Source organism: Flavobacterium sp. MAHUQ-57, assembly GCF_051908335.1.
Lineage (GTDB): Bacteria > Bacteroidota > Bacteroidia > Flavobacteriales > Flavobacteriaceae > Flavobacterium.
The window spans coordinates 611,563-634,800 of sequence record NZ_JBPZTE010000007.1 but is presented as its reverse complement, the minus strand read 5'-3'; the positions used below and the strand labels follow the sequence as shown (position 1 = coordinate 634,800).

The window sequence follows — 23,238 nt, the reverse complement described above, 5'->3', positions numbered from 1 at the left end:
AAAAAGACGCAATGCGAAAATAGCTCAGTTGGTAGAGCGCAACCTTGCCAAGGTTGAGGTCGCGGGTTCGAACCCCGTTTTTCGCTCTACTACCTAGAAAATATATTTGCTCGAGTGGTGGAATTGGTAGACACGCTGGACTTAAAATCCAGTGAACATTTCGTTCGTGCGGGTTCAAGTCCCGCCTTGAGTACAAAAGCTCCTTACATTAAGTTTGGAGCTTTTTTGTTTTTATACTCTTCCATAAATTATAAACAGTTTGGGTTTTCATTTTGTGAAAACATTCTTTTAGAAATTAAAAAAGACTTCAGGAATATGCTTAAATTGCCTCGCTTGTAAAATGATAGGGAAGTGGTTTTATCTGATTCATTTTCAATTATACTTATTAATCTACGCAAACTAAAAAAGTAAAATGGGGGTTTTTGTTATTACTAAACGAAGTAATAACGATTACAAGTTTGAATTCGTTTCTCGTAAAGGGAAGACGATTCTGACGAGTGATAGTTATGAATTGCGTTTCGAATGTGAGGAAGATGTGGAGTTGATCAAAACTTCTCTTCCTGAGGCTATTTTTATGCGATTTAAGACTTCTAGTGGAAAATTCTACTTTAGGCTAATTATCAATAAAAAAGAAATGGCTACAAGTCGTAAATATACTACGCAACTTTTGATGCAAAGAGGTATTGATGAAATTGTTCGTTCTGGATCTATGGCTGAGATGTTGGATTTTTCTACCAATGATTTTGTTTTTCCAGAAATTGAGGCTTTCGAAGAAAATGTATAAGTGGTCTATTGTTAATAGATAAAAAAAAGCTCCGCAATGCGGAGCTTTTTAAAAACACTAGATTGTATCTAATTATTTTTTTACTTCTTCAGTAGCAGTAGCAGCAGCTTCAGTAGCAGCAGAATCAGCAACAACAGCAGCAGAGTCAGCAACAACAGCAGCAGAATCAGCAACAACAGCCTCTTCCATTACTGGAGCTTCAGCTGGAGCTTCAGCAGCTTGATCTTTACAAGAAACGAATACAGCAGCAACGAATGCTAAGCTTAAAACAACTTTTTTCATCTTACTTAAATTATAAAAGGTTAATTATTAATTCGGGGCAAAGATATAAAATTTTTGATAGGAAAAACTTTTTTTGATTTTTTTTTTAAAAATTCCGCCCTTTACCCGTGCTGATTAATTTACAAATTGCGTGCCAAAAAATAATGCGGACTCCAAATTATGAAATCCGCATTAAAATATTGATATTGAGTTGATTATTTCTTTTTAGGAAGAATCAGTTTCATTTCTTCGACCAAATTTTTTGCGCCAGCAAATTTATCGACGATAAATAAAATATAGCGAGCATCTACCATGATGTTTCTGCAAATTTCAGGACTATAATAAATATCACTCATTGTGCCTTCCCAAACACGGTCAAAATTCAATCCGATAAGATTTCCGTTCGCATCCAAAGCAGGACTTCCGGAGTTTCCTCCTGTGGTGTGATTTGTAGCGATAAAAGCTACAGGCATTTTACCGTTTTTGTCAGCATATCTTCCGTAATCTTTTGCGTTGTATAAGTCGATTAGTTTCTTTGGAACATCAAATTCGTAATCGCCAGGGATGTATTTCTCTACAACACCATCCAAATAACTTACTGGTGTATATGTTACCGCGTCCGCCGGCTTGTAGCCTTTTACTTTTCCATAAGTCACACGCAATGTGCTATTGGCGTCTGGGAAAATACGAGCTGATTTTGGATTCAATTCTAAAATCGCTTTCATGTAAGTACGTTGCAAAGCGATATTTTTCAAGTTCATTTCATCAAATTTTGGAGCTACATTTTTATTGTAAGCTTCTGCAATCGATTTTACTAAAGCATATCCTTTGTCTTGATTCAATTTTTCAATTACCGATTTTGCATCTCCACTCAATAAATCTTTCAATCCGTTGTAAGACGTTAATTTTGAGTTTTTGAAAATATCGGTTGCTAATTCTGATGCGTTGATGTTTTGTAAAGTTGAAGGTAAAAATTGTTTTGGTGATTTTGTAGCATAAATGTTGATCAATTGTTCAAAAACTTTTTCATCTACATTGGCATTGAAATCTTTGTATAATCCTTCGAATGCAGCTATTGCATTGTTTTTTCTGTCATTAAATGCTTGTTCTCCTTTAGCATTATATACTTGTTCTAATTGAAACAAACGTGAACCGAAAGAAAGAATCTCAGTGTTGCGTAAAACGACTTCGGTATAGTAATCTCTCGCCAAAGCATATTCTCTGATATTGGCATAATTGGTTTTGAATTCGTTCAATACATTGCCGTATTCCGATTGTTTGCCTGCTTTTTCGATTTTAGTTTGTAAGTCGGCTTCAAATTTTTGCTTCACGTTTACTACGTTGGTTTTTTTCAAACCTTTAGTTTCTCCAATCCATTTTTTCCAATAATTCGCTACTGAAGCATATTTTGAAGCATATTGAATTTTGATAGCGTTGTCTTTACGCATAAACCCGTCCTGAACTTTTAAAGCCGCATCACGAACTTCAATTTTCGCTGGATTCAATTCATTCATGATTTGTTCAACGGCGAATGAAGGTAAGTATTCCTGAGTTCTTCCAGGATACCCCATAACCATGGTGAAATCATTTTCTTGAATACCTTTTAAAGAGATAGGGAAGAAGTGTTTCGGAGTATATGGTACGTTGTCTTTCGAATATTCTGCAGGGCGATTGTTTTTGTCAGCATAAATACGGAACAATGAAAAGTCGCCAGTGTGTCTAGGCCAAACCCAGTTGTCTGTGTCGGAACCGAATTTTCCAATAGAACTTGGCGGAGCACCTACTAAACGCACATCTCTAAAGGTTTCTGTAACAAATAATAGGTATTGATTACCGTCAAAAAAAGTTTTAATCATGTTGTCTTGCCATGATTCTTTTGGTAATGTTTTGTTTAATGTAGCGATGTTTTCCTGAATTTTCTTTTGCTTTTCGGCTTCTGTCGGAAGATTGCTAACGCCTTCCAATACTTTAGTAGTTACATCTTCAATGCGAACAATAAAGGTTACGAATAAATCTTTGTTGGGTAATTCTTCTTCCATTTTGTATGCCCAAAAACCGTTAGTCAAATAATCGTGTTCAACGGTTGAGTGGCTTTGGATGTTGTCGTATCCACAGTGGTGATTGGTAAGTATCAAACCTTTTGGGGAAATAACTTCGGCAGTACAGCCTCCATCAAAATGAGGAACAGCGTCTTTTAAGCTTGATTTATTTACCGAATAAATGTCTTCGGCAGTGATTTTCATTCCCAGGTTTTTCATTTCGGCTTCGTTCATTCCTTTCAATAATGAAGGAATCCACATTCCACCTTGTTGGGCAAAAACTGGCGCAACGAATAAAATAAAGAGTAGTCGTAAAAATTTCATAATGTCAATTTAATAGTGGTGCAATTTACAATTTTACAGTTGTTTGTGTTTTATTTTAAGTTTTTGTTAAGATATGGAATTCAGAATTTTATCGGTAGCTCCTTTGTTCATTTGGACAAAAGTGCTACAAATGTGTCCTTTTTCGTGACGTTCGTCAGGATTTTGTACTAATACATCCAAAGCGTAATTCATTTCTTTCTGATTGGTGATAGAAGTGCAGCCTTCTTGTTTTACCAAAGCTGTAGCCTCTGCGAAATGGCTGTAATTGGGGCCGATTACTATGGGGATGCCAAAAGTTGCCGGTTCTAGAATATTGTGTACTCCTGGATTACCGAAACCGCCTCCTACGTATGCAATGTCAGCATAACTGTAAATTTTGGTCAATAGTCCTATGGTGTCAACAATCAAAACATCGTAGTCAGAGAGTTTTTGGTCTTTCATTTCTGAAAATAGGATTGTTTTTTTGGCAATCTCCGATTTTAGATTGGCAATTTGCTCGGGTTTGATGTTGTGAGGAGCGATAATGAACTTAAGTCGGTGAGAAGTTCTATTGATATAATTGACTAATAGTTCTTCGTCTTTCGGCCAAGAGCTTCCAATAACAATGGTAGTCATTTTAAAATCATGGGATGGATTTTTGCAAAATTCTTCTACAAAATCCAATTGGTTGTTTTTGTTTAGAATTGCGGCTACACGATCAAAACGAGAATCGCCACTAATGGTTACATTGTTGAATCCAATACTTTGAAGTAGATTTTTAGAAGAATTGTTTTGTACAAAAAAATGAGTAAAGCTAAATAATGCTTTTCGGTAAAAACCACCGTACCATTTGAAAAAAGTTTGTTTTTTTCTGAAAATCCCAGAAATTAAATAGGTCGGAATTTTATCGTTTCGCAATACGTTGAGGTAATTCGGCCAATATTCGTATTTGATGAAAAATACTTTTTCAGGATGAACCAATGAAAGGAATTTTTTTGCATTGGATTGGGTGTCTAATGGTAAGTATACCGTGAGATCTGCAATCGGATTATTCTTTCGTACTTCATAGCCAGAAGGAGAAAAGAATGTGAGAATGATTTTGTGGTTGGGGTATTTTTCTTTGATGGCTTCCATTACCGGTAAACCCTGTTCGTATTCTCCTAAAGAAGCAGCGTGAAACCAAATTGTTTGGTCTTTTTTGTCGATTTTTGAGGATAATGTGGTAAAAACATTCTTTCGTCCATCAACGAATAGCTTGAGTTTTGGACTAAATTTGGCGATAATTTTTACTAAAAGTTCAGCGATATGAACAATAAGATTGTATATAAGAAACATACTTTTATTTTTGTGAGGCTAAAATACAGTTTATAGATTTATTTTCGTTGGCAACCGCCATTAAATTGTTATTTTTGTGTTCACAATTTTGCATTATGAAAAAATTACAAATGGTTGACTTGAAAAGTCAATATGATAAAATAAAAGAAGAAGTAAATGCTTCGATTCAGGAGGTTTTAGATACGACTACTTATATTAATGGTCCATTAGTGCATCAGTTTCAGGCCGATTTAGAAAAGTATTTGGGAGTAAAACATGTTATTCCTTGTGCTAATGGTACTGATGCTTTACAAATTGCCATGATGGGATTGGATTTGAAACCAGGCGATGAGGTGATAACTGCCGATTTTACCTTTGCTGCAACGGTAGAAGTTATTGCTTTGTTGCAATTGACTCCCGTTTTAGTAGATGTGGAAATGGATTCTATGAATATTTCTGTCGAAGCGCTTAAAAAGGCAATTACACCAAAAACCAAAGCAATTGTTCCAGTTCATTTATTTGGACGTGCAGCAAATATGGATGCGATTATGGAAATTGCCCGTGAACATAATTTATATGTTATTGAAGATAATGCCCAAGCGATTGGTGCAGATTATACTTCGAAAAATGGAACTAAAGTAAAAGTGGGAGCTATCGGCCATGTGGCAGCAACTTCGTTTTTTCCTTCTAAAAATTTAGGATGCTATGGTGATGGTGGTGCTATTTTTACCAATGATGATGATCTGGCTCATAAGCTAAGAGGAATTGTTAACCACGGGATGTATGTCCGCTATCATCATGATGTGGTTGGAGTGAATTCTCGTTTGGATAGTATTCAAGCTGGGGTTTTGAAAGCGAAATTGCCTCATTTGGATGCGTATAATACAGCGCGCAGGGAAGCGGCTAATAAATACAATACAGCGCTTGCTGTAAATCCGAATATTGTAGTGCCCCAATTTGATTTGAATGGAGACGATCATGTTTTTCATCAATATGTAATTCGTGTTACGAATGGAAAAAGAGATGGTCTCTTAGCGCATTTACAAGCTAAGGGAATTCCTTGTGCAATTTATTATCCAATTCCGTTGCATAGTCAGAAAGCGTATGCCGACTCTCGTTACAATGAAGCAGATTTTCCAGTAACCAATCAATTGGTGAATGAAGTAGCAGCTTTGCCAATGCATACTGAATTAGATGACGAACAAATCAAGTTTATCACAGATTCAATTTTAGAATTTGTTTAATATACAAGAAGAGAAAAGAAAGAAGAGAACGTCCGACAGGTAATTTTTCAAAATTCTTTTCTCTTTTTCTTTTCTCTTTTCTTCAAATGAAAATATTAGTAACAGGAGGTTTAGGTTTTATTGGTTCGCATACTGTTGTTGAATTGCAACAGGAAGGTTTTGAAGTTGTGATTATTGATAATCTATCCAATTCATCAGAAGAGGTGATTGGTGGTATTGAAAAAATAACGGGGATTAGACCATGGTTTGAAAATATAGATTTACGCGACAAAGCTTCGGTTCAGGATTTTTTTAGGAAATATTCAGATGTCGAAGGAGTAATTCATTTTGCAGCTAGTAAAGCGGTTGGTGAGAGTGTGGAGAATCCGTTATTGTATTATGAAAATAATATCAATTCATTAGTGTATTTGTTGCAGGAATTGCAGAAAAAAGAACATGCGAAATTTATTTTTAGTTCTTCTTGTACCGTATACGGACAAGCGGAAAAAATGCCAATAACTGAAGAGGCGCCTGTGCTATCAGCAATGTCGCCATATGGGAATACAAAGCAAATTGGAGAAGAAATTATTCAGGATGTTGCTAAAGTGTCTTCAATTACAGCTGTTTTATTGCGTTATTTTAATCCTATAGGTGCGCATTCTTCTTCTGAAATTGGAGAATTGCCTTTAGGTGTACCACAGAATTTAGTGCCTTTTATTACCCAAACTGCAATAGGTTTGCGACCAAAATTGTCGGTATTTGGAGATGATTATCCAACTCCGGATGGTACAGCAATTCGTGATTATATTCATGTAGTGGATTTGGCAAAATCGCATGTTGTAGCTTTGAAGCGATTAATAGCAAAGAAAAATCTCGAAAAAGTCGAGGTTTTTAATATCGGAACAGGTAAGGGCTCTTCTGTTTTGGAAGTGATACAGACTTTTGAAGAGGTTACGAATCAAAAACTACCTTATACGATTGTTGGTCGAAGAGAAGGAGATATTGCTGAAGCTTATGCGAATACAGATAAAGCAAGAGAGGTTTTGGGTTGGAAAGCAGAACTTTCTCTGAAAGACGCCTTGGAAAGTGCTTGGAACTGGGAGCAGAAAATTAGGAAGTAAGAAAACGATATAAACTAAAAAAACCGAGCTTGCTCGGTTTTTTTATTGTAAGATCAGTTAAAATTATTTTTTAACTTCTTCTTTAACTTCTTCAGTAGCTGGAGTAGCAGCAGAATCAGCAACAACAGCAGCAGAATCAGCAACAACAGCAGCAGAATCAGCAACTACAGCAGTAGAGTCAGCAGTTTCAACAGCTGGTTCAGTTGTAGCAGCGTCATTGTTTTTGCAAGATGTCATTAAAGCAGCTACGAAAGCTAAGCTTAAAATTGTGTTTTTCATTTTCTTGTGTTTTTAGAATTAATAATATTGAATTTCGGGCGCAAAAATATGAAAATATATTTCAAAAAAAAATTTTTTGGAGCTAAAAATAAAAAAACCGGGGAATGCCCGGTTTTTCTATTGTTCGTAGTGCTTTAAACTACTTCTTAACTTCTTCTTTTGCTTCTTTTGCAACTTCTTCTACTTTACCAGCAGCAGCTTCTGTTGCACCAGCAGCTTTAGAAACTGCAGAATCTACTACTTCTCCAGCGTTAGCTGCTGTAGAATCCACAGCGTCAGACACTTCTGTTGCAACTGCGTCAGCAGCTTGAGCAGCTTCTTCTTGAGTTTTTTCTTTGCAAGATGTCATTAAAGCAGCTACAAAAGCTAAGCTTAAAATTGTTTTTTTCATTTCTTTAAGATTTTAAGAATTAATAATGCGGTTATTTTATGCAAAATATAAAAAAAATAGTATTAATTCCAAAAAAATAATGAGAATTATGCAGAAATAGTTTCAATTTCTTTGTTGATCTTGTTTACTAAGCCAACCAAAACTTTTCCAGGCCCCACTTCGGTGAAGGATGTTGCGCCGTCAGCAATCATTTGTTGGACAGATTGGGTCCATTTTACAGGGGCTGTCAATTGAATGATTAAGTTTTTCTTTATTTCAGTTGCGTCGCTTACAGCACTCGCTGTTACATTTTGGTAGACCGGACAGCTTGGTGTATTAAAAGTAGTACCTTCAATTGCAGATGCCAATTCTTCTCTTGCTGGTTCCATCATTGGTGAATGGAAAGCGCCGCCTACAGGTAAAATTAATGCACGTTTTGCACCCGCTTCTTTCATTTTTTCGCAAGCTTCTTCCACGGCTTTTAATTCTCCCGAAATCACCAACTGCCCCGGGCAGTTATAATTGGCAGCAACTACAACTCCGTCTATAGAAGCACAGATATCTTCAACAATTTTATCGTCTAAATTCAAAACAGCAGCCATGGTTGAAGGTGTGATTTCACATGCTTTTTGCATAGCCAATGCACGTTGTGCAACCAATTTCAAGCCGTCTTCGAAAGATAACGTTCCATTGGCAACCAATGCGGAGAATTCTCCCAAAGAGTGACCAGCTACCATATCAGGTTTAATATCCAAAGTTTTTGCTAAAATTACCGAATGCAAAAAAACAGCCGGTTGAGTTACTTTGGTTTCTTTTAATTCTTCAGCAGTACCTTCAAACATAATGTCGGTAATACGGAAGCCTAATATTTCGTTCGCTTTTTCGAATAATTCTTTAGCAATAGCTGAATTTTCGTATAAATCTTTACCCATTCCAGTGAATTGAGCACCTTGACCAGGGAATACATATGCTTTCATTTCGAATCAATTTAGTTTAGTCCGACAAAAATACACAATTTTTACAGAATGGTTTTTCTGTTTTAATTTCCGCCGATTCGCTTTACCTGTTTTTTTGTTGCGACTTTAAAACAGGTAGTTTTACGGGCTTGCATTAAGGGGAATAGTTTGAAATTTGAGAGCAATAACAAACGAAACTATTATGCAAAAAAACGAAAACGAATTTGAAATTGTGGTAGTAGGGGGCGGCGCTATGGGGCTGGCTACCGCATATCATTTAAGTAAAAGAAAAGTGAAAACGCTGGTCTTAGAGCAGTTCACTTTTAAAAACCAATTGGGAAGTTCTGCAGGAGTATCCAGACAATTTAGAATTCCGTACCCTGAAACCTATATGGTGCAAATGGCCTTGGATTCAGAACCCTATTGGGACGAACTGCAATCGCATACTCAAAAAAAATTGAGAGATAAAGTGGGAACTTTGTGGTTTGGTGATCCAACAGTGCAATCGACCGAAGGAAACATTGCGGAAGCCGAAAAAGCCTTGCAGGAATTGGGAGTTCCTTATGAATCTCTAACAGCTACCGAAATTGAAGAGCGCTTCCATTTTAAAAATTTACCGGAAAATTATACCGGATTGTTTCAGAAAGATGGAGCGAGTATTGACTTTAAAGCAACGATTCAAACCTTGTATGATTTGTGTGTGAAAAGTGAATATGTGACGCTGGAAGAAGAAGCACCGGTAACCCATGTCGAAACGATAGGTGAGCTATTCAAAGTAACAACACCCAACGGAGTAAGTGTGGGTAAAAAAATGGTGCTTGTTCCTGGTCCCTATATGAACAGTGTAACAAATCTATTGGGTTTTGATGTGGCTGCCACTTATTGGAATATGTCTTCAGCGTATTTTAAAAAAACCGATCCGAATATTCAGTATCCCACTTGGTTTGTCTTCCAAAATGCTGACGGTCAAAACGGGAATCAGTTTTATGGTTTTCCTGAAGTCGATTGGGATCATCCGGGATTTATTCGCACGGCACCTGATTTTGTAATCAATCCTTTGGATGAGCCAAACGAGAGAACACTGATTCCTAACGAACAGGAATTGGCTTATACTTCTCAATGGGTTGAAAATCACATGACCGGAATGGATCCGAAACCCTATTATACCTCAACTTGTCTTGTTGCGTTAAGTACACTTCCGAATAAAGAATTGATTATCGATTTTGCACCGGATTATGTGCCAAATCATGAAAATATCGTGATTTATGCTACGGGTTGGGCCGCTAAATTTACTCCGTATTTAGGTAAAATATTAGCAGATTTGGCAATGTACGGTTCAACCGATTTCGATATCACCCCGTTCCAAATGGGACAAAATTATTTCAGAGAATTCAAACAAGAAACAAAAGTATATGAACAATAAAAACATACCATTGAACAACGGGATGGCTCCCGATTTGAAAATTGAAGTAGCTGTTATTGGGGCTGGAACATCGGGTTTGTATAGTGCTTACCGATTGACTACCGATAAAAAGTATTCCGGAAGTGAACTGCAAATTTTTGATTTGAATAAAAAAATTGCCGGTCGTTTGGAGTCGGTGATTATGCCGGGAATGAATTTTTGGGGAGAATTGGGCGGAATGCGCTACTTAACGTCTCAAGAAATTGTTACAACCTTAATTGAAGGCTATCCGTTGACGGAACCAGATTTAGATAAAAGAACAAAAGTCTTGGATTATCCAATGGATCCGATTCTGTTTCCTATGGGAAATCCTTCTGATTTGTTGATGTATCTCAGAAAAGAAAGAACCAAACAAGATGCTTGGAATGTTGCACAAAGTAATGGTGAAAAATTCATTACTCGTTATTATTTGAACGATGACGATTTGGGCTTTAGTTCGGATCAGTTGTTTAATAAAATCATTTACGATGTATTAATGGCCGATCCTTGGTTTGTACAGAATTATGGAACAAAAGTGAAGCAAACCTCTCAATATGATTACACTTTTATGTTGACGAGCTGGGATTGGGATCAGGTGAAACCAGTGTTGCGCTATTGTTTTGAAGGTTCTCCGTATGAAGGTAGAAAAGTCAATGATATCGGTTTCTGGAATTTAATTAAAGACCGGGTATCACAGGAAGGATATGATTTCTTAGCCAACGCAGGAGGTTATTACTCGAATACTATCAACTGGAATTCGGCGGAAGCGTTCCCGTATATGGTGGGTGATTTTTCGGCAAATCCAACTTATAAGACGATTAAGGAAGGATACGATAGTATTGCCTATGCTCTGGCAAATCAATATTTGGCCGAAGAGGGTGCGACAATCTGGACCGAAAACAAATTATTAACTTTCAACAAAGATCATGTAAATAGTGCTACGCATAAATACGAATTGGTTTTTCTGAATCTGCCAACCAATACGCAATGGAAAGTATATGCTAATACCATTATTTTGGGTATGCCGAGACAATCTTTGGAGTTGTTGGATCAAAATAATTTCTTTTTTGATAGTAATGAAAGAACAGTGCTCAATGAAAATATTCGTTCTGTGATTAAAGAGCCGGCATTTAAAATACTGATGGGATTTGAATACCCATGGTGGAAAGATTTGGGTATCGAATCCGGACATTCAATTACGGATTTGCCAATGCGTCAATGCTACTATTTTGGAACAGACGAGACCAATAATAACTCAATGCTACTTGGAAGTTACGGAGATATGTCGACCGAGACATTCTGGAAAGCATTATCAGATGATAAATTATTGTTTGAAGTAAAAGCAAACAAATCGGCTTCCTTATTAGAACTTCAGGAATTGAATGACGTTCAAGCCACTCAGATGATGGTCAACGAACTGATGAATCAATTGCGCGAATTGCATGGCGAAACGGTAAAAATTCCAGATCCGTATGTGACTTGGTTTAAAGATTGGACCGATGCTCCTTTTGGTGCGGGTTATCATGCTTGGAAAGCTGGTTTTGAAGTGAAAGAAGTAATGCCCTATATGCGCAAACCTTTAGCTTCCGAAACGATTCACATTGTTGGTGAAGCGTATTCTGATCAACAAGGTTGGGTGGAAGGAGCTTTTTGTGTAGCCGAGAAAATGCTCCAGGAATATTTTGGATTGTCAAGACCGTATTGGTTAGACAAGGATTATTATTTAGGATGGTAATACAAACAGAAACGGGGCAATTGCCCCGTTTTTTTATAATTTGATGTTTTTGTTTCGATTGTATTATTCCCGTAAAATTTTCTCCATTTTTCTTCCTTTGGCCAATTCATCCACCAATTTGTCGAGGTAGCGGACTTTCTTTAGAATCGGGTCTTCGATTTCTTCTACACGATAGCCACAAATCACACCGGTAATTTTGGTAATATTCGGATGCATTTTGGGTGCTTGCAAGAAAAAAGTTTCAAAATCACTTTTCTGATCAATTTGCTCCTGGAGGGTTTGTGCATTGTAGCCGGTAAGCCAAAAAATTACCGTATCTACTTCTTCCTTGGTGCGTCCTTTTTTTTCGGCTTTTTGGATGTATAAAGGATACACGCTTGAAAACAACATTCGGTATACTCTGGTGTGGTCCATGTTCTGTGCTAAGTTTAATTGGAGGCAATATACGGAAGAAATCCATTATTTTAAACGTTCCAAAACTCCTTTTCTCTTGACGATGTTTTTGTAATCCCATTGGATATTTCGGCTTTTTTCCAGCCAACGTTGTATGTCTTCAGTGTTAATCTGTTCGACATCTGTATACAATATAGAGGCATCTTTAAATTTTCCTGTCCCTGGTTTTAATCGTGCTTCATCAAAACTATCACCGCTCCAAAACATCAGTCGAATACCTGCTTTAAGTTTGCTATACCCTACAACGGGATTGTCGTCTAAAAACCATACGGGATGCGCATGCCAAATTCTGTTTTCGGCCTCAGGTAGTCCTTTGTTGATTTCCTTTGCTAGTGTTTCACAAATGAATTGTTCTTCAGGATCTAGTTGGTTGTTGTAGAGTTTTGTGTCTAAATTCATGATACTATTTTTGTAAGTATAAATTTACAAAAAACTTGTAATATGCAATGGTTGTAGGATTTAATTTTTTTCAATTTGCTATTTTTTAGCAACGAGTAGCTGTTCAATTCGACAAGTAAAGATAAGTAGTGAATGAGTTATTTTTCAAAAAAAGGAACTCTCTTAATAGGGAAAAATTAAAAAGGTAATGTAGGCAATTCACTTTTTGGAGTAAGATTTCATTAGTTCAGGTGAAGAAAAAATCACTAAAATTGGTGATTGTACAGGAGCACTTTTTGTAATACTTTGGTCGAATCAAAAGTGATTCAAAATGATCCAGGAGAAAAAGGAACTGTTCGCCGAAATTTTATACAAAGAGATCCAAAATATGGATGCTAATGCTGTGAAATCATTTAGTATAGAATTGATGGATAAAAACCAGGAATCCGAAGACTCCATGCTGTTCAATTCGTTACAAGAAGCGATTGAAATCATCTCCGAATTTGCCGGTAAAAACAAAAAAGCAGAAATCAAAGAAGATATTCTGACGTATATCTCGCTCGAAGAGTTGGAGAAAGAACCATCGTTCCGACTTAAGATTACAGTGGGTGAAGTTGAGGTGTGATTTTATCGCAAGTGGCAATTGTATTTCGTTTTTGAAAAAGCAAAAAAGTAGGCACAGATTGTTTTCATAATTTAATCTATGCCAAAGGAATGAAAGAAATCTATTGCGTCAGTAATTTGTAAAATTCGGAATTGGTTAGTATGCTAGTAGCAACCTTTTTTAAATCATCTTCTGATGAAATGACATCAAGACTCCAAGGCTCTAATTGTATTTTTCGATTCTGGAATTTGATATAATAATTAGTGTACTCGTATTTGCCACTGATTTCTTTTTCGGTGATGATGTTTTTAAAAGCATTTTCGAATTCAATTTTCAGATCCTCTTTTCTGTGTTTTTTTAACAAGGCTTCATAAGCGGTTTTTATTAGATAGGAATTATCTGCCAAACCATTTTCAAGAATATTGGGTAATAATACATCATAAGCTTTTTCATGGTCATTCAGTGCTAGGTAACAGTTTGAATACATGGTTGCCATATAGATGGCATCAGCAGCATATTCATTGCCGCAAAAATGCCTGTATGGGTATTTATTAGTTTGGTCAAGATAGCGTAATGCTTCGCTGTAATTTTTAGTATCTATTTCAATTTTAGCGAGCACTTTACATGCTCTGTTTTTGTAATTGGCATAAGGTTCTGCCATAATGCCTGAGCCAATTCCTCCTTTTTCCTGATCATTTGCTTGACTGTTCATTATTTTTAAGTAGGTTTCTTTGGCTTTATCTGTCATGTTAGCTTGAAGTTCGGCATATCCCTTGTTGTTCAGAGCTCTAAAGATAAGTTTCGATTTAGGGAATTTTTCAATCAATTCATTATAACCAGAAATTATTTTGTGCAAAATGTCTTCTTTGATTTCTTTAGCAAATTCCTTTTTTATTTTTTCTTCTTTTGTCAAGATGGTATCATCAACATTTTGTAAATCAATCAATTCGTAATCAACTAATTCCTGAAGGGCAAGTGTTCTTTCAAAAAGAATTAAGTCTTCATTGTTTTTTGTTTTCTGGCTAAAGGCAGATAATGAAAGTAAAATGCAAAGAGTTTTTATAAGTTTTTTCATAGTAAATAGTTTTGTTGTATTTAAGGGATGCAATGGCGATACTGCCATATAGATAATGATGCTAATAATGTAACAAAGGTTGGGAGTCGCGTTGTTTCGTTTAAAGTTTAAAAAATAATTTCAAAAAAGCAGCTTTCAAATAAAGTAAGAGAATTTTAAAATCCCAAAGGATTACACTACATCTACAAACACTAAAAAAGGGGCAATACATTAAGCATTGCCCCTTTTTTATAAAAAGAATTGTATTAGAAATTATATCTCACAGCAAAATTCCAAGTTCTTCCAAATCCGAAATAAGCATTGTTGGCTTTGGCTACACCTTTGTAACCACCAAACACTTGACCATAAGTTGAAGTTGTGTTTGGAATTTGTTGGTCATAACCAAAACTTGTGTTTGATTCCATTAAATACGTTCTGTCTAACACATTATCCATGTTGAAACAAAGATTAAGTTGGTGTCCGTTTTGTAAAGCCAAATCGTATTTTAAGAATGAGTCAACTACAAGGTAGTTAGGCAATTCAATAACCGAGTTGAAAAAGTACGTATACGTTACCGGGTCAAATTTCTCAATTGGAGCATTTGAATACAAACGATCGTTGAATCTTGCTTTTGTACCCAATTGGAATCCTTTAAATAAGAAAGTTGAGGCTCCTAAATTAATCATTGTTTGAGGCATACCTCCAATGTAATTATCTTTCACATATAAAATATCTTCTCTGTTGGAACCGTAATACGTGAATTTAGCATCGGATGTATATTTCCATTCACCATAGGATACTGCACCGAAAATACTAATGTTTTTAGTAGGCTTAACAGTGAATTCTGCTTCAACACCATAGTTCTTTTTGTTGATTCCAGTTGTTGCTCCAAAAAATCCAGAAGTATTATTAGCGTAAGGAACTGTTGAATCTTCGTGGAAAGCTAAATAACCATTTAATTTAAAGTTGATCTTAGATGTTGAAAATCCATAACCTGCTTCAGCGGATTTAAAATCTTCGTTTTTGTATGATTTATTAGGAATATCAGAGAAACTTGAGAAAATGTTCGTGTAAATTGGAGCTCTAGAAACGATACCACCATTTGCCCAAAGGTTGTGGTTTTCATTGATGTTGTAATTGATACCTAATTTCGCATTATAACCGTCAATATTAACAGATGCTGAATTATTCGTAGTATTCGTTAAAAGATTGTTCATTGTGCGGCTTAAAAACTGTCTGTTAAAACCACCTTGCGCTAAAATGTTTACTTTATTAAAGTTGGCTTCAACTTGCATATAGGCTCCCAAATAGTCAATCTTTGAAGTAAAGTCATAATTTACTTTTGATGCATTGTCCGTTTTGTTAAAGATCTTCCAGTTATTGTCTTGCGATGAAATGGTAGTGTTTACAATTTGGTTATACGCATTTATTGTAGTGGTTAGGTCATTGTAATTATTCGATACAGCATAACCATCAGCTCCAAATAAATTTTCTAAGGTTCTGTAGTTGTTATAGTCTGTTTTTCTATAGTCAAGACCTGTGTTTACTTTAAGTATTTTTCCAATTTTTTTATCTAAGTTGATAATAGCACCGTACGAATTGATTTCTTTATTGTTGGCAATTTGAGAAATACCTGTGTAAATTCTATCTTCCACAATTGAGTTTAAGTATTGTCCGTTTAATGCAGCTCTATAGATAGTAGGCGTGTTGCTGTATCTATCGTAAGGCAGTTGTCCTTGATTATAACCTGAGATATAATCAAAATCAATTTGTGCAGTATTGTTAAACTGACCAAATTCTGAAGTTAAATAGGGAGTGTCGTTGGTAAAAATGGTATTACCATTCATTCTTACATCCGATGATTTCCCTTTTGATCCATACACTTTTGCAGATAACTGATCATTTTCATTGAATTTATAATCCCACTGTAAAGTAGCAATTGGTTTGTGGCTGTTGTTGCTTTCAGCGGTATAAGGATTGTTTTGATAATATCCCCAATCTCTATTGTATTTTGTGTTAAGATTGGCGTCATTTTGATCAAAATATTGGTTCAATGCAATTGATGTATTTCTTTGGTTATGCCATTGTGGTGTTCCAAATAATTTGAATTGTAAATTATGTTTTTGATTTTCATAACCAAAAGCGATGAAGTATCCAGTGGCATTAAAATCGGTGTTTTTAATATAACCATCTCCAGAAATATTGGTAAGCATAAAATTAAGACCGAAGCCATTTTTTAATTTTCCTGTTCCATAAGAGGCACCAAATTTTTTGTATCCATTGTTACCTGTTGCGGTAAATAGACTTCCTCCTCTAGCGCTAAAAGCATCTTTTAGAATTAAGTTTACTGTTCCAGCAACTGAAGAGTTTACTAATTTAGAAGCTCCAAGTCCTTTTTGCAACTGAATTGAACTAATAGCATCATTGATAGCCATAAATCCACTCCAATCTACATTTCCATTTTCTAAATCATACAATGAGATACCATCAACCATTGGAGTTAGGTTGTTTTGTTCAAAACCTCTAACACGTAATTGAGAATCACCAAATCCACCACCCATTCTAGATACAAACGCTCCAGACATATCATTGGTTACTTCGATGAAATCCTTGTTTGAGCTTTGTGTTTGAATGTCAGAGTTTAAAAGTGTAGAAGAAGCAATAGGTGATTTTCTGTTTTCAACAACATCGACAATTGACGAAGTGTTTTCAATTTGTTTTTCAATATCGCTTTCTAAAAATATAGTTTGTAAATCTAACGTGTTGTTTACTACAGAAACTTCATTGATTTTAATGTAAGTCGTTTTGTAATTTAGAAAACTGATCTTAATTCTGTTTTCAGAAATTCTAGATTTTAAAATGAAATTTCCCGTAAAATCACTGTACGTAGAGTTGATTTCATTTTCTTCCGTCATGGGTACTATAGCTATTTTAACACCATAAATGTTTTGATGGGTGTTAGCGTCTTGTATTGTGCCGGTAATTTTTATATTATTTTGAGCATTTGAGGTAAAAAAGGCGAAAAATGATAAAATTAGGCTGAAAAGAAAGAGTTTTTTCTTCATTTGTATAAAATTTAATTTTGGGGCGCAAAACTAAGGATTGTTTGATGAGAGGAAAAATTACAATTCATTTTCAAGGCGTATTCCATTTGCTTTATCGTTTTTTTTAGTGGTAATAATTTTTGATATGCTAAAAAAAGTGATTTTTTATTATCTAATCGTTGCCTTAAGTGTTAAAGATTTTTTGTGTTCTGAATTCGCGTTTGAATTTTATTATTGTAAGAATTAGATTAAAAAACAGTCCTATTTTGTTATAAAAACAACAATTAAGCCTGATAAATGTTATTTTTTATCTCTAAAATGGGTGTTAGAAACCTAAACCATTTTGAAGACTTTTTTGAGATTTTATTGCAATTCAATAGTCAATTTAATCTCCTTTCATAAGATTGGTGAAAGTATCTCGCTAGTTGCTAAAAGTAGTGCGGTTTAGAAAACTTGTGATATTTTTTCAGTGAGAAAATATATTATCACAAAAAAATTATCACAAAGCTGTGATGAAAATTCTGTGATAAAATAAATTATCACAAAAAAATTATCACAAAAAAAAATAACCCTGTACAACTCGTTCGTACAGGGTTACTCATGAAAAAAACAAACTAAAACTAATTATTATTATGAAAATTATTGTTTGATCAACTGCAATTCGATATCCAGTTTTACTTCTTCACCTACTAACACACCACCGGCTTCTAGCGCAGAGTTCCAGTTCAATCCCCAGTCTTTACGGTTTACTTTGCCTGAAATGTTCAAACCTGCTTTGGTATTACCCCAAGGATCGGTCATTAATCCGCTGAATTCTGCCGGAAGCGTAACAAACTTTGTTACACCACGCATGGTCAAATCACCAGCAACTTCATACTCTCCACCGCTTACTTTAGATAGGGAAGAGGCTTTGAAGGTTAACTTCGGATGGTTTTCCGCATCGAAGAAATCGGCGCTTTTTAAATGATTGTCACGATCGGCGTTGCTTGTGTCAATAGAGTTGATATCGGCAGAGAATTCAATAGAAGCTGATGTAAAATCATCACCATCGGTTAAGATAGCTGCTTCATAATTTTCAAATTTTCCGGATACGTTGGTAAACATCATGTGTTTTACTTTAAATCCTATTGCTGAATGTGTTGGGTCTATTGCCCATTTTGTTGTTGTTGACATAATTTTATTTTTAAATTTTTTATTCTAATTTGATAAGACAAAGTTAAGTTGGTGTTGGCTGTCAGATACTTAATCTAGATTAAGAAATGACACTTACTTGATTTCCATTGGAACCTCCATCAATAAAACTTCTGCGGCCGAATTTGCTTTGATGCTAACGTTGTCTACATCCCAGATTCCGAAGCCGTCTCGGGTATTCAATGCATGTCCGTTTACGGTTACGTCACCGTTCAATACGAATACATATAAACCGTTTCCTTCTTTCTTGAATGTATAGTCGGTTTCAAAATTCGAGTCTAATTTTCCTAAATGAAACCATGCATCTTGATGGATCCATACACCGGCATCGTCGGCATTGGGTGATAGGATTTGTTGCAAGGTATTGTGACGGTCTTCTTGTTGAAGCGTAATCTGATCGTATCGAGGTTGTACCCCTCTTTTATTTGGGATAACCCAGATTTGCAAAAATTTCACTGCTTCATCCTGATTCTTATTGTATTCGCTATGCTGTACACCGGTTCCTGCACTCATCACCTGAATGTCTCCATTTCGGATTACGGTTTTGTTTCCCATACTGTCTTGGTGTTCTAAATCGCCTTCCAAAGGAATGCTGATGATTTCCATGTCCTGATGTGGATGTTTTCCAAATCCCATACCGCCTGAAACGGTATCGTCATTCAGCACGCGAAGAACTCCGAAGTTCATGCGCTCCGGATTGAAATAATTAGCAAAACTAAAGGTGTGAAAACTTTGTAACCAACCGTGATTGGCGTTTCCTCTTGTATTGGCTTTGTGTACTACGATGTTGTCCATGATTTTTGAGTTTGTGTTTTGAATATGATTGAATCCGATAGGGGTCACTTCGGATTCGGTAGCTTTTTTGGCTAAGGCCGCTCCTGTAAGAAGTGCTCCACTGCCTAAGGCTACTTTTCGGATAAAATCTTTTCGGTTCATAACTTGTTCATTTTGATAGGACAAAGTTAAGACAGGGGTATGGGTGAATCGCTTAATCTAGATTAAGAAATGTTTTTTTGGAGGTACGAAGGTTATGAAGAGCAAAGGGTATAAAATTTTTTGAGAACCTTAGTGGATTAGAGCCTTAGTGTCTATTTCTTCAGCATTCGTGCTTTCATTTTGCTGAAGAATTCTGGAGTGACACCCAAATACGAAGCAATTTGTTTTTGGGGTATGGAATGCAGTAATTCCGAATATTTTTTGGAGAATTTGTCGTAACGGGCTTCGGCAGTGAAGCTCATGTTGTCGATAAGACGTTGTTGGTTGGCTACCAATGAATTTTCAATAAGGATACGGAAGAAGCGTTCCATTTTAGGAATTTCCTTGTACATTTTGTCCTGATCTTCTTTGGAGATGGCCAGAACTTCTGCTTCTTCGTTAACTTCAATGTACAAATGACCGGGACGTTGGGATAGAAAACTGTACATGTCGGCAATCCACCAGCCGGTGCAGGCAAAACTCACCACATGCTCCACGCCGTTTTCGTCCATGTTGTAACTGCGCAGTATTCCTTTGGTTACAAAAAAAGAATGCGTACACACTTCACCTGCTTTAAGAAGAAGCGTTTTGGCTTTGTAATGGCGCTGTTCGGTAAAAGACAAAACACGTTCCTGCTCATCGGGTGTGAGTGCAACGTGTTTGGCGATATTTTCAAGGAGTAAATGCAAAAATTAGTGGTTAGTTTTTCTATTGGGAAAATAAGAAGCTTTTGTTCTAATAGTTTGCTCTAGTTAGAAGGTGTTGACCTTTGTCCATGAGAAAGCATTCTTTTTTGATTTCGAAAACGAGTTCATCAGGGCTTTTCAAATAACCATAGCCGATTGTCTTATCTATATTTTCGTAAGTGTCTTCAAAATTAATCCGGCAATCGGTTCCATTGTAAACCATTTCAAAACGGGTGTCGTTAATCAGTTTTATTGTATAACTACTTTGGCAAGGTCCGCCGAAAGAAGACAAATTGTTGCCTTCTATGTTTACAGTTCGGCCATCGTCATCTTCACTAGTTGTATTCCAATACCCCTGAAGACTTTCTGAACTAAAATTGACAGTAATATTTTCAACTGTATTAGTTGGGTTAATGCTGTCGTTTTTTGCAATTTTTTCGGTTGAATCCGATTTTATTTCTGGCTTTACAGTTTCGATTGACTCTTTGTCTGTTGTTTTCTGAATGGTTTTGTCTTCTTTTTCTTTGCCGCAAGAAAGTAGTAGTATGCTAGTGGCAAAAATTAAGATTGTTTTTCTCATAAAAGCAATTTATTTTTTCTTGTCATCAATCAATACAAAACTAGTGGCAACAAATTTATCGTTTTTAATTTCTCCACTTACTTTTGCTTTTCGAATGGCGTTGCATAAACCATTGTGGGCGTGTGCATCTCCGTAGTCGTCAATTTTCATGCCTTCAACATAGTAGGCTCTGCCATCAATTTTTACGGCAAGATCACAGCTTTTGCCATCCATTTCAAATTGGCATTCTCCACATGAAGCTTCTACAACACGATCTTTTAATTCTGTTTTTTCTTGCGCGTTGGCACTAACTCCAAATGCCAGTAACGCTGTAAGGATTAACTTTTTCATTAATTGGGGTTTTTGGGGATTCGATTTCACATCGCCTGTTCGGACCGCAACGTAAGCGGCGTGGACCACAGGAGAGTAATGTAAAGGTAATAAATAAGATGAAAACTAGTTTATTCATGTTATCGATTTGGTCTTACTAAAGTACGTTATTTTCGGAATTAAATACGATTTAATTAAAAAAACCGATGTTCTTGGGAAACATCGGTTTGTATATTAATGTAGGTGATCTTCTTCAATTTCGAATTCGGCATCTTTTTCCCAAATTTCCATTTCACAAGGTTTGCAGTTGAATTTTAATTTGTATTCCAATTCGCCTTGTTTTAATACTAGAGGTTCTTTGAGTTTTTGATCCATATTTTCACGGTGGTATTTTGGACAACGTTCTAATTCGTATTTGATGCAATACTTAGTTGTCATTACGCGTGATTTTCCTGGGTCCCATTGCAATTCGAAAGCCTTTTCGATTTCGGTAACGCCATGGCGTTCGTAAAATTTACGAGCGGTTTTATTCGCAACATTGTAGGTGAAATCCAACTTGGTTTCAGGATACGGATGCGAAGTTTTTTCTAATTGGTGTTCATGACGAACATAGTTTAGTAAACGAATTTCAGAAAGTTGCTCGTACACATTTCTACGCATTTCATTGATTTTTGAAATAGGAAGAAACCAGTTTTGCGAGAATTCAATGGTGATTTCGTCTGCCGTGTAGGGAGTAAAACCAGTTTTAGCCAAATTCACTTTAAAAGTATCTTCTAAAGATTGATTGTTTTTGGTTTGTTCTTTAGGATGAACTAATTGTACAGTGCTTACATTTCCATCCTCATCTGTAGCAATCAATTCAAAACCATTGTCGTTTTCTTTCAATAGTAACGAAGTACTTATTTTACGAACGGCACTATCTTCTCTTTCAACTAATCGGATGAAGGCAGCATCATTGTTACGGTAAATTTCAGTTCCGTTGGCAATTTCCTTTAAAACGTTAGGATATACAATGCCGTTTTCAACTTTATTAACGTAAATTCCCTCTGCTACATTTTCACTGTTGATGAAGCAAAGACCGTCACCATTGTTTAATAATTCCCCATTTTCAATATGGTATGAATTCCCTACGGTTTTTACTAATTTACCAATGTATTGTCCTTTGGACTTTGGGCTTTCCCATGATCCAATCGATTGATGTCTTTCGTTGACAAAATAGTCGGTATAACCACGGTTGAATGTGCGTGTCAATTCTGAGTCAAAAGTATAGGTGCAACTTCCTGAAGAAGATTTGATGTATTTGTCACTGTTTTCAGCCAAGAAAGCATCAAGTTTTTTACGCAAGAAAGAAACATTGTTTTTGACATAAACAACATCTTTTAAGCGACCTTCAATTTTGAAAGAGCAAATACCCGCTTCCACTAAATTTGGAATTTGGTCAGAAACATCAAAATCTTTGATAGAAAGCAAGTGACTGTTTTTTATTAAAGTATCTCCGTTTCCGTCAATCAAGTTGTAGGGCAAACGGCAGTTTTGGGCACAAGAGCCTCTGTTGGCTGAACGTTCTCCATTAGCAACACTCATATAACAGTTACCGCTGAAGGATACACATAATGCACCCGTAACGAAGAATTCTAATTCGACATCGGTTGCTTCGCTGATTTCTTTGATTTGATGTAAATTCAATTCACGAGCTAATACGACACGTTGGATTCCAGCATCGGCTAAGAATTTGATCTTTTTAGGGTCGCGATTGTTTGACTGTGTGCTGGCGTGAAGTGCAATGGGTGGTAAATCCAATTCCAAAAGTCCCATGTCTTGAATGATAAGTGCGTCGACACCAATTTCGTACAACTTCCAAATAAGCTGACGACACGTTTCTAGTTCGTTATCATAAATAATGGTATTGATAACAACAAAAACTTGCACATTGTATAAGTGAGCGTATTTTACTAACTCAGCTACATCTTCAATAGGATTGTTCGCGTTGGAACGTGCACCAAATTGCGGAGCACCTATATACACTGCATCGGCACCTGCGTTAATTGCCGCAATACCCGTAATTAAATCTTTTGCCGGAGCTAAAATTTCAATCTTCTTCTTCATTTCTTTAAAAACTTATTTTCGAAGGTTACCGA

At 36.0% G+C, this 23,238-nt stretch carries 22 protein-coding genes and 2 tRNA genes; 8 read left to right on the top strand and 16 right to left on the bottom strand.

Annotation, left to right across the window (positions count from 1 at the left end; genetic code table 11):
- Positions 1-13: 13 nt before the first annotated feature.
- The 3 genes from ACS8MM_RS10915 (at position 14) to ACS8MM_RS10905 (ending at position 784) form a co-directional block, all read left to right on the top strand.
- Positions 14-86: transfer RNA gene (locus ACS8MM_RS10915), tRNA-Gly, on the top strand.
- Positions 87-108: 22 nt separating this feature from the next.
- Positions 109-193 (top strand) — tRNA-Leu (locus ACS8MM_RS10910).
- 219 nt (positions 194-412) lie between these two features.
- Positions 413-784 (top strand): DUF1508 domain-containing protein, encoded by a 372-nt coding sequence (locus ACS8MM_RS10905; protein WP_379716630.1) that lies wholly within the window; start codon positions 413-415, stop codon positions 782-784.
- Between the two features lie 72 nt (positions 785-856).
- On the opposite strand, the gene ACS8MM_RS10900 is transcribed toward ACS8MM_RS10905, so the two are convergent.
- From ACS8MM_RS10900 to ACS8MM_RS10890, 3 genes are all read right to left on the bottom strand, one after another.
- The gene (locus ACS8MM_RS10900; protein ID WP_379716627.1) at positions 857-1,066 is read right to left on the bottom strand and encodes a hypothetical protein; all 210 of its coding nucleotides are present in this window, start codon (positions 1,064-1,066) and stop codon (positions 857-859) included.
- 194 nt (positions 1,067-1,260) lie between these two features.
- Complete coding sequence (locus ACS8MM_RS10895; RefSeq protein WP_379716625.1) at positions 1,261-3,408, bottom strand: S46 family peptidase; 2,148 nt, start codon at positions 3,406-3,408, stop codon at positions 1,261-1,263.
- Between the two features lie 66 nt (positions 3,409-3,474).
- Positions 3,475-4,722, bottom strand: a complete 1,248-nt coding sequence (locus ACS8MM_RS10890; RefSeq protein WP_379716622.1) for a 3-deoxy-D-manno-octulosonic acid transferase — start codon at positions 4,720-4,722, stop codon at positions 3,475-3,477.
- Between the two features lie 95 nt (positions 4,723-4,817).
- Here ACS8MM_RS10890 and ACS8MM_RS10885 point away from each other — a divergent pair, with 95 nt between their 5' ends.
- A complete protein-coding gene (locus ACS8MM_RS10885) occupies positions 4,818-5,945 on the top strand; it encodes a DegT/DnrJ/EryC1/StrS family aminotransferase (protein ID WP_379716619.1) in 1,128 nt (375 codons plus the stop codon).
- Between the two features lie 86 nt (positions 5,946-6,031).
- The gene (galE, locus tag ACS8MM_RS10880) at positions 6,032-7,045 is read left to right on the top strand and encodes a UDP-glucose 4-epimerase GalE (protein ID WP_379716616.1); all 1,014 of its coding nucleotides are present in this window, start codon (positions 6,032-6,034) and stop codon (positions 7,043-7,045) included.
- A 63-nt stretch (positions 7,046-7,108) separates the two neighbouring features.
- On the opposite strand, the gene ACS8MM_RS10875 is transcribed toward galE, so the two are convergent.
- The 3 genes from ACS8MM_RS10875 to fabD form a co-directional block, all read right to left on the bottom strand.
- Positions 7,109-7,324, bottom strand: coding sequence for a hypothetical protein (locus ACS8MM_RS10875; RefSeq protein WP_379716613.1), 216 nt, complete (start codon positions 7,322-7,324; stop codon positions 7,109-7,111).
- Between the two features lie 139 nt (positions 7,325-7,463).
- The gene (locus tag ACS8MM_RS10870; protein ID WP_379716610.1) at positions 7,464-7,715 is read right to left on the bottom strand and encodes a hypothetical protein; all 252 of its coding nucleotides are present in this window, start codon (positions 7,713-7,715) and stop codon (positions 7,464-7,466) included.
- Between the two features lie 86 nt (positions 7,716-7,801).
- Complete coding sequence (gene fabD / locus ACS8MM_RS10865; RefSeq protein ID WP_379716607.1) at positions 7,802-8,671, bottom strand: ACP S-malonyltransferase; 870 nt, start codon at positions 8,669-8,671, stop codon at positions 7,802-7,804.
- Between the two features lie 181 nt (positions 8,672-8,852).
- Between fabD and ACS8MM_RS10860 the strand changes: the two genes are divergently transcribed.
- Positions 8,853-10,073 carry an FAD-dependent oxidoreductase gene (locus tag ACS8MM_RS10860; RefSeq protein WP_379716604.1) on the top strand — a complete coding sequence of 407 codons (1,221 nt, stop codon included), beginning with the start codon at positions 8,853-8,855 and terminating at the stop codon, positions 10,071-10,073.
- Positions 10,063-11,826, top strand: a complete 1,764-nt coding sequence (locus ACS8MM_RS10855) for a flavin monoamine oxidase family protein (protein WP_379716601.1) — start codon at positions 10,063-10,065, stop codon at positions 11,824-11,826. Before ACS8MM_RS10860 ends, ACS8MM_RS10855 begins: the two co-directional genes overlap by 11 nt.
- A 63-nt stretch (positions 11,827-11,889) precedes the next feature.
- Here the strand turns inward: ACS8MM_RS10855 and ACS8MM_RS10850 are convergent, their stop codons facing one another.
- Together ACS8MM_RS10850 and ACS8MM_RS10845 are read right to left on the bottom strand one after the other, a co-directional pair.
- Positions 11,890-12,240 (bottom strand): DUF2200 domain-containing protein, encoded by a 351-nt coding sequence (locus ACS8MM_RS10850; RefSeq protein WP_379716598.1) that lies wholly within the window; start codon positions 12,238-12,240, stop codon positions 11,890-11,892.
- 45 nt (positions 12,241-12,285) lie between these two features.
- Positions 12,286-12,678 (bottom strand): DUF1801 domain-containing protein, encoded by a 393-nt coding sequence (locus ACS8MM_RS10845; RefSeq protein WP_379716595.1) that lies wholly within the window; start codon positions 12,676-12,678, stop codon positions 12,286-12,288.
- A gap of 310 nt (positions 12,679-12,988) precedes the next feature.
- Between ACS8MM_RS10845 and ACS8MM_RS10840 the strand changes: the two genes are divergently transcribed.
- The gene (locus ACS8MM_RS10840; protein WP_379716592.1) at positions 12,989-13,282 is read left to right on the top strand and encodes a hypothetical protein; all 294 of its coding nucleotides are present in this window, start codon (positions 12,989-12,991) and stop codon (positions 13,280-13,282) included.
- Between the two features lie 100 nt (positions 13,283-13,382).
- Here ACS8MM_RS10840 and ACS8MM_RS10835 read toward each other — a convergent pair whose 3' ends face one another.
- The 8 genes from ACS8MM_RS10835 to ACS8MM_RS10800 all read right to left on the bottom strand — a co-directional run bounded on the left by ACS8MM_RS10835 (position 13,383) and on the right by ACS8MM_RS10800 (position 23,206).
- Complete coding sequence (locus ACS8MM_RS10835; RefSeq protein WP_379716589.1) at positions 13,383-14,336, bottom strand: tetratricopeptide repeat protein; 954 nt, start codon at positions 14,334-14,336, stop codon at positions 13,383-13,385.
- 245 nt (positions 14,337-14,581) lie between these two features.
- A complete protein-coding gene (locus tag ACS8MM_RS10830; RefSeq protein WP_379716586.1) occupies positions 14,582-17,380 on the bottom strand; it encodes a TonB-dependent receptor in 2,799 nt (932 codons plus the stop codon).
- 618 nt (positions 17,381-17,998) lie between these two features.
- The gene (locus tag ACS8MM_RS10825; protein ID WP_379716583.1) at positions 17,999-18,532 is read right to left on the bottom strand and encodes a YceI family protein; all 534 of its coding nucleotides are present in this window, start codon (positions 18,530-18,532) and stop codon (positions 17,999-18,001) included.
- A 93-nt stretch (positions 18,533-18,625) separates the two neighbouring features.
- On the bottom strand, positions 18,626-19,345 hold the full coding sequence (locus ACS8MM_RS10820) for a pirin family protein (RefSeq protein WP_379718995.1): 720 nt from the start codon (positions 19,343-19,345) through the stop codon (positions 18,626-18,628).
- 293 nt (positions 19,346-19,638) lie between these two features.
- Complete coding sequence (locus tag ACS8MM_RS10815) at positions 19,639-20,214, bottom strand: Crp/Fnr family transcriptional regulator (protein WP_379716580.1); 576 nt, start codon at positions 20,212-20,214, stop codon at positions 19,639-19,641.
- Between the two features lie 46 nt (positions 20,215-20,260).
- Positions 20,261-20,791: a hypothetical protein gene (locus tag ACS8MM_RS10810; RefSeq protein ID WP_379716577.1), complete on the bottom strand. Its 531-nt coding sequence runs from the start codon at positions 20,789-20,791 to the stop codon at positions 20,261-20,263.
- 9 nt (positions 20,792-20,800) lie between these two features.
- Positions 20,801-21,121, bottom strand: a complete 321-nt coding sequence (locus ACS8MM_RS10805; RefSeq protein WP_379716574.1) for a DUF6370 family protein — start codon at positions 21,119-21,121, stop codon at positions 20,801-20,803.
- Positions 21,122-21,334: 213 nt separating this feature from the next.
- A complete protein-coding gene (locus tag ACS8MM_RS10800) occupies positions 21,335-23,206 on the bottom strand; it encodes a peptidase U32 family protein (protein ID WP_379716571.1) in 1,872 nt (623 codons plus the stop codon).
- Positions 23,207-23,238 lie beyond the last annotated feature (32 nt).

What these genes read in the sequence shown, in the direction of transcription:
- ACS8MM_RS10830 (WP_379716586.1), bottom strand. Translation starts at nt 17,380, where the DNA reads ATGAAGAAAAAACTCTTTCTTTTCAGCCTAATTTTATCATTTTTCGCC.
- ACS8MM_RS10855 (WP_379716601.1), top strand. Translation starts at nt 10,063, where the DNA reads ATGAACAATAAAAACATACCATTGAACAACGGGATGGCTCCCGATTTG.
- ACS8MM_RS10890 (WP_379716622.1), bottom strand. Translation starts at nt 4,722, where the DNA reads ATGTTTCTTATATACAATCTTATTGTTCATATCGCTGAACTTTTAGTA.
- ACS8MM_RS10850 (WP_379716598.1), bottom strand. Translation starts at nt 12,240, where the DNA reads ATGGACCACACCAGAGTATACCGAATGTTGTTTTCAAGCGTGTATCCT.
- ACS8MM_RS10845 (WP_379716595.1), bottom strand. Translation starts at nt 12,678, where the DNA reads ATGAATTTAGACACAAAACTCTACAACAACCAACTAGATCCTGAAGAA.
- galE (WP_379716616.1), top strand. Translation starts at nt 6,032, where the DNA reads ATGAAAATATTAGTAACAGGAGGTTTAGGTTTTATTGGTTCGCATACT.
- ACS8MM_RS10860 (WP_379716604.1), top strand. Translation starts at nt 8,853, where the DNA reads ATGCAAAAAAACGAAAACGAATTTGAAATTGTGGTAGTAGGGGGCGGC.
- ACS8MM_RS10875 (WP_379716613.1), bottom strand. Translation starts at nt 7,324, where the DNA reads ATGAAAAACACAATTTTAAGCTTAGCTTTCGTAGCTGCTTTAATGACA.
- ACS8MM_RS10905 (WP_379716630.1), top strand. Translation starts at nt 413, where the DNA reads ATGGGGGTTTTTGTTATTACTAAACGAAGTAATAACGATTACAAGTTT.
- ACS8MM_RS10825 (WP_379716583.1), bottom strand. Translation starts at nt 18,532, where the DNA reads ATGTCAACAACAACAAAATGGGCAATAGACCCAACACATTCAGCAATA.
- ACS8MM_RS10870 (WP_379716610.1), bottom strand. Translation starts at nt 7,715, where the DNA reads ATGAAAAAAACAATTTTAAGCTTAGCTTTTGTAGCTGCTTTAATGACA.
- ACS8MM_RS10805 (WP_379716574.1), bottom strand. Translation starts at nt 21,121, where the DNA reads ATGAAAAAGTTAATCCTTACAGCGTTACTGGCATTTGGAGTTAGTGCC.
- ACS8MM_RS10810 (WP_379716577.1), bottom strand. Translation starts at nt 20,791, where the DNA reads ATGAGAAAAACAATCTTAATTTTTGCCACTAGCATACTACTACTTTCT.
- ACS8MM_RS10800 (WP_379716571.1), bottom strand. Translation starts at nt 23,206, where the DNA reads ATGAAGAAGAAGATTGAAATTTTAGCTCCGGCAAAAGATTTAATTACG.
- ACS8MM_RS10885 (WP_379716619.1), top strand. Translation starts at nt 4,818, where the DNA reads ATGAAAAAATTACAAATGGTTGACTTGAAAAGTCAATATGATAAAATA.
- ACS8MM_RS10820 (WP_379718995.1), bottom strand. Translation starts at nt 19,345, where the DNA reads ATGGACAACATCGTAGTACACAAAGCCAATACAAGAGGAAACGCCAAT.
- ACS8MM_RS10900 (WP_379716627.1), bottom strand. Translation starts at nt 1,066, where the DNA reads ATGAAAAAAGTTGTTTTAAGCTTAGCATTCGTTGCTGCTGTATTCGTT.
- fabD (WP_379716607.1), bottom strand. Translation starts at nt 8,671, where the DNA reads ATGAAAGCATATGTATTCCCTGGTCAAGGTGCTCAATTCACTGGAATG.
- ACS8MM_RS10895 (WP_379716625.1), bottom strand. Translation starts at nt 3,408, where the DNA reads ATGAAATTTTTACGACTACTCTTTATTTTATTCGTTGCGCCAGTTTTT.
- ACS8MM_RS10835 (WP_379716589.1), bottom strand. Translation starts at nt 14,336, where the DNA reads ATGAAAAAACTTATAAAAACTCTTTGCATTTTACTTTCATTATCTGCC.
- ACS8MM_RS10840 (WP_379716592.1), top strand. Translation starts at nt 12,989, where the DNA reads ATGATCCAGGAGAAAAAGGAACTGTTCGCCGAAATTTTATACAAAGAG.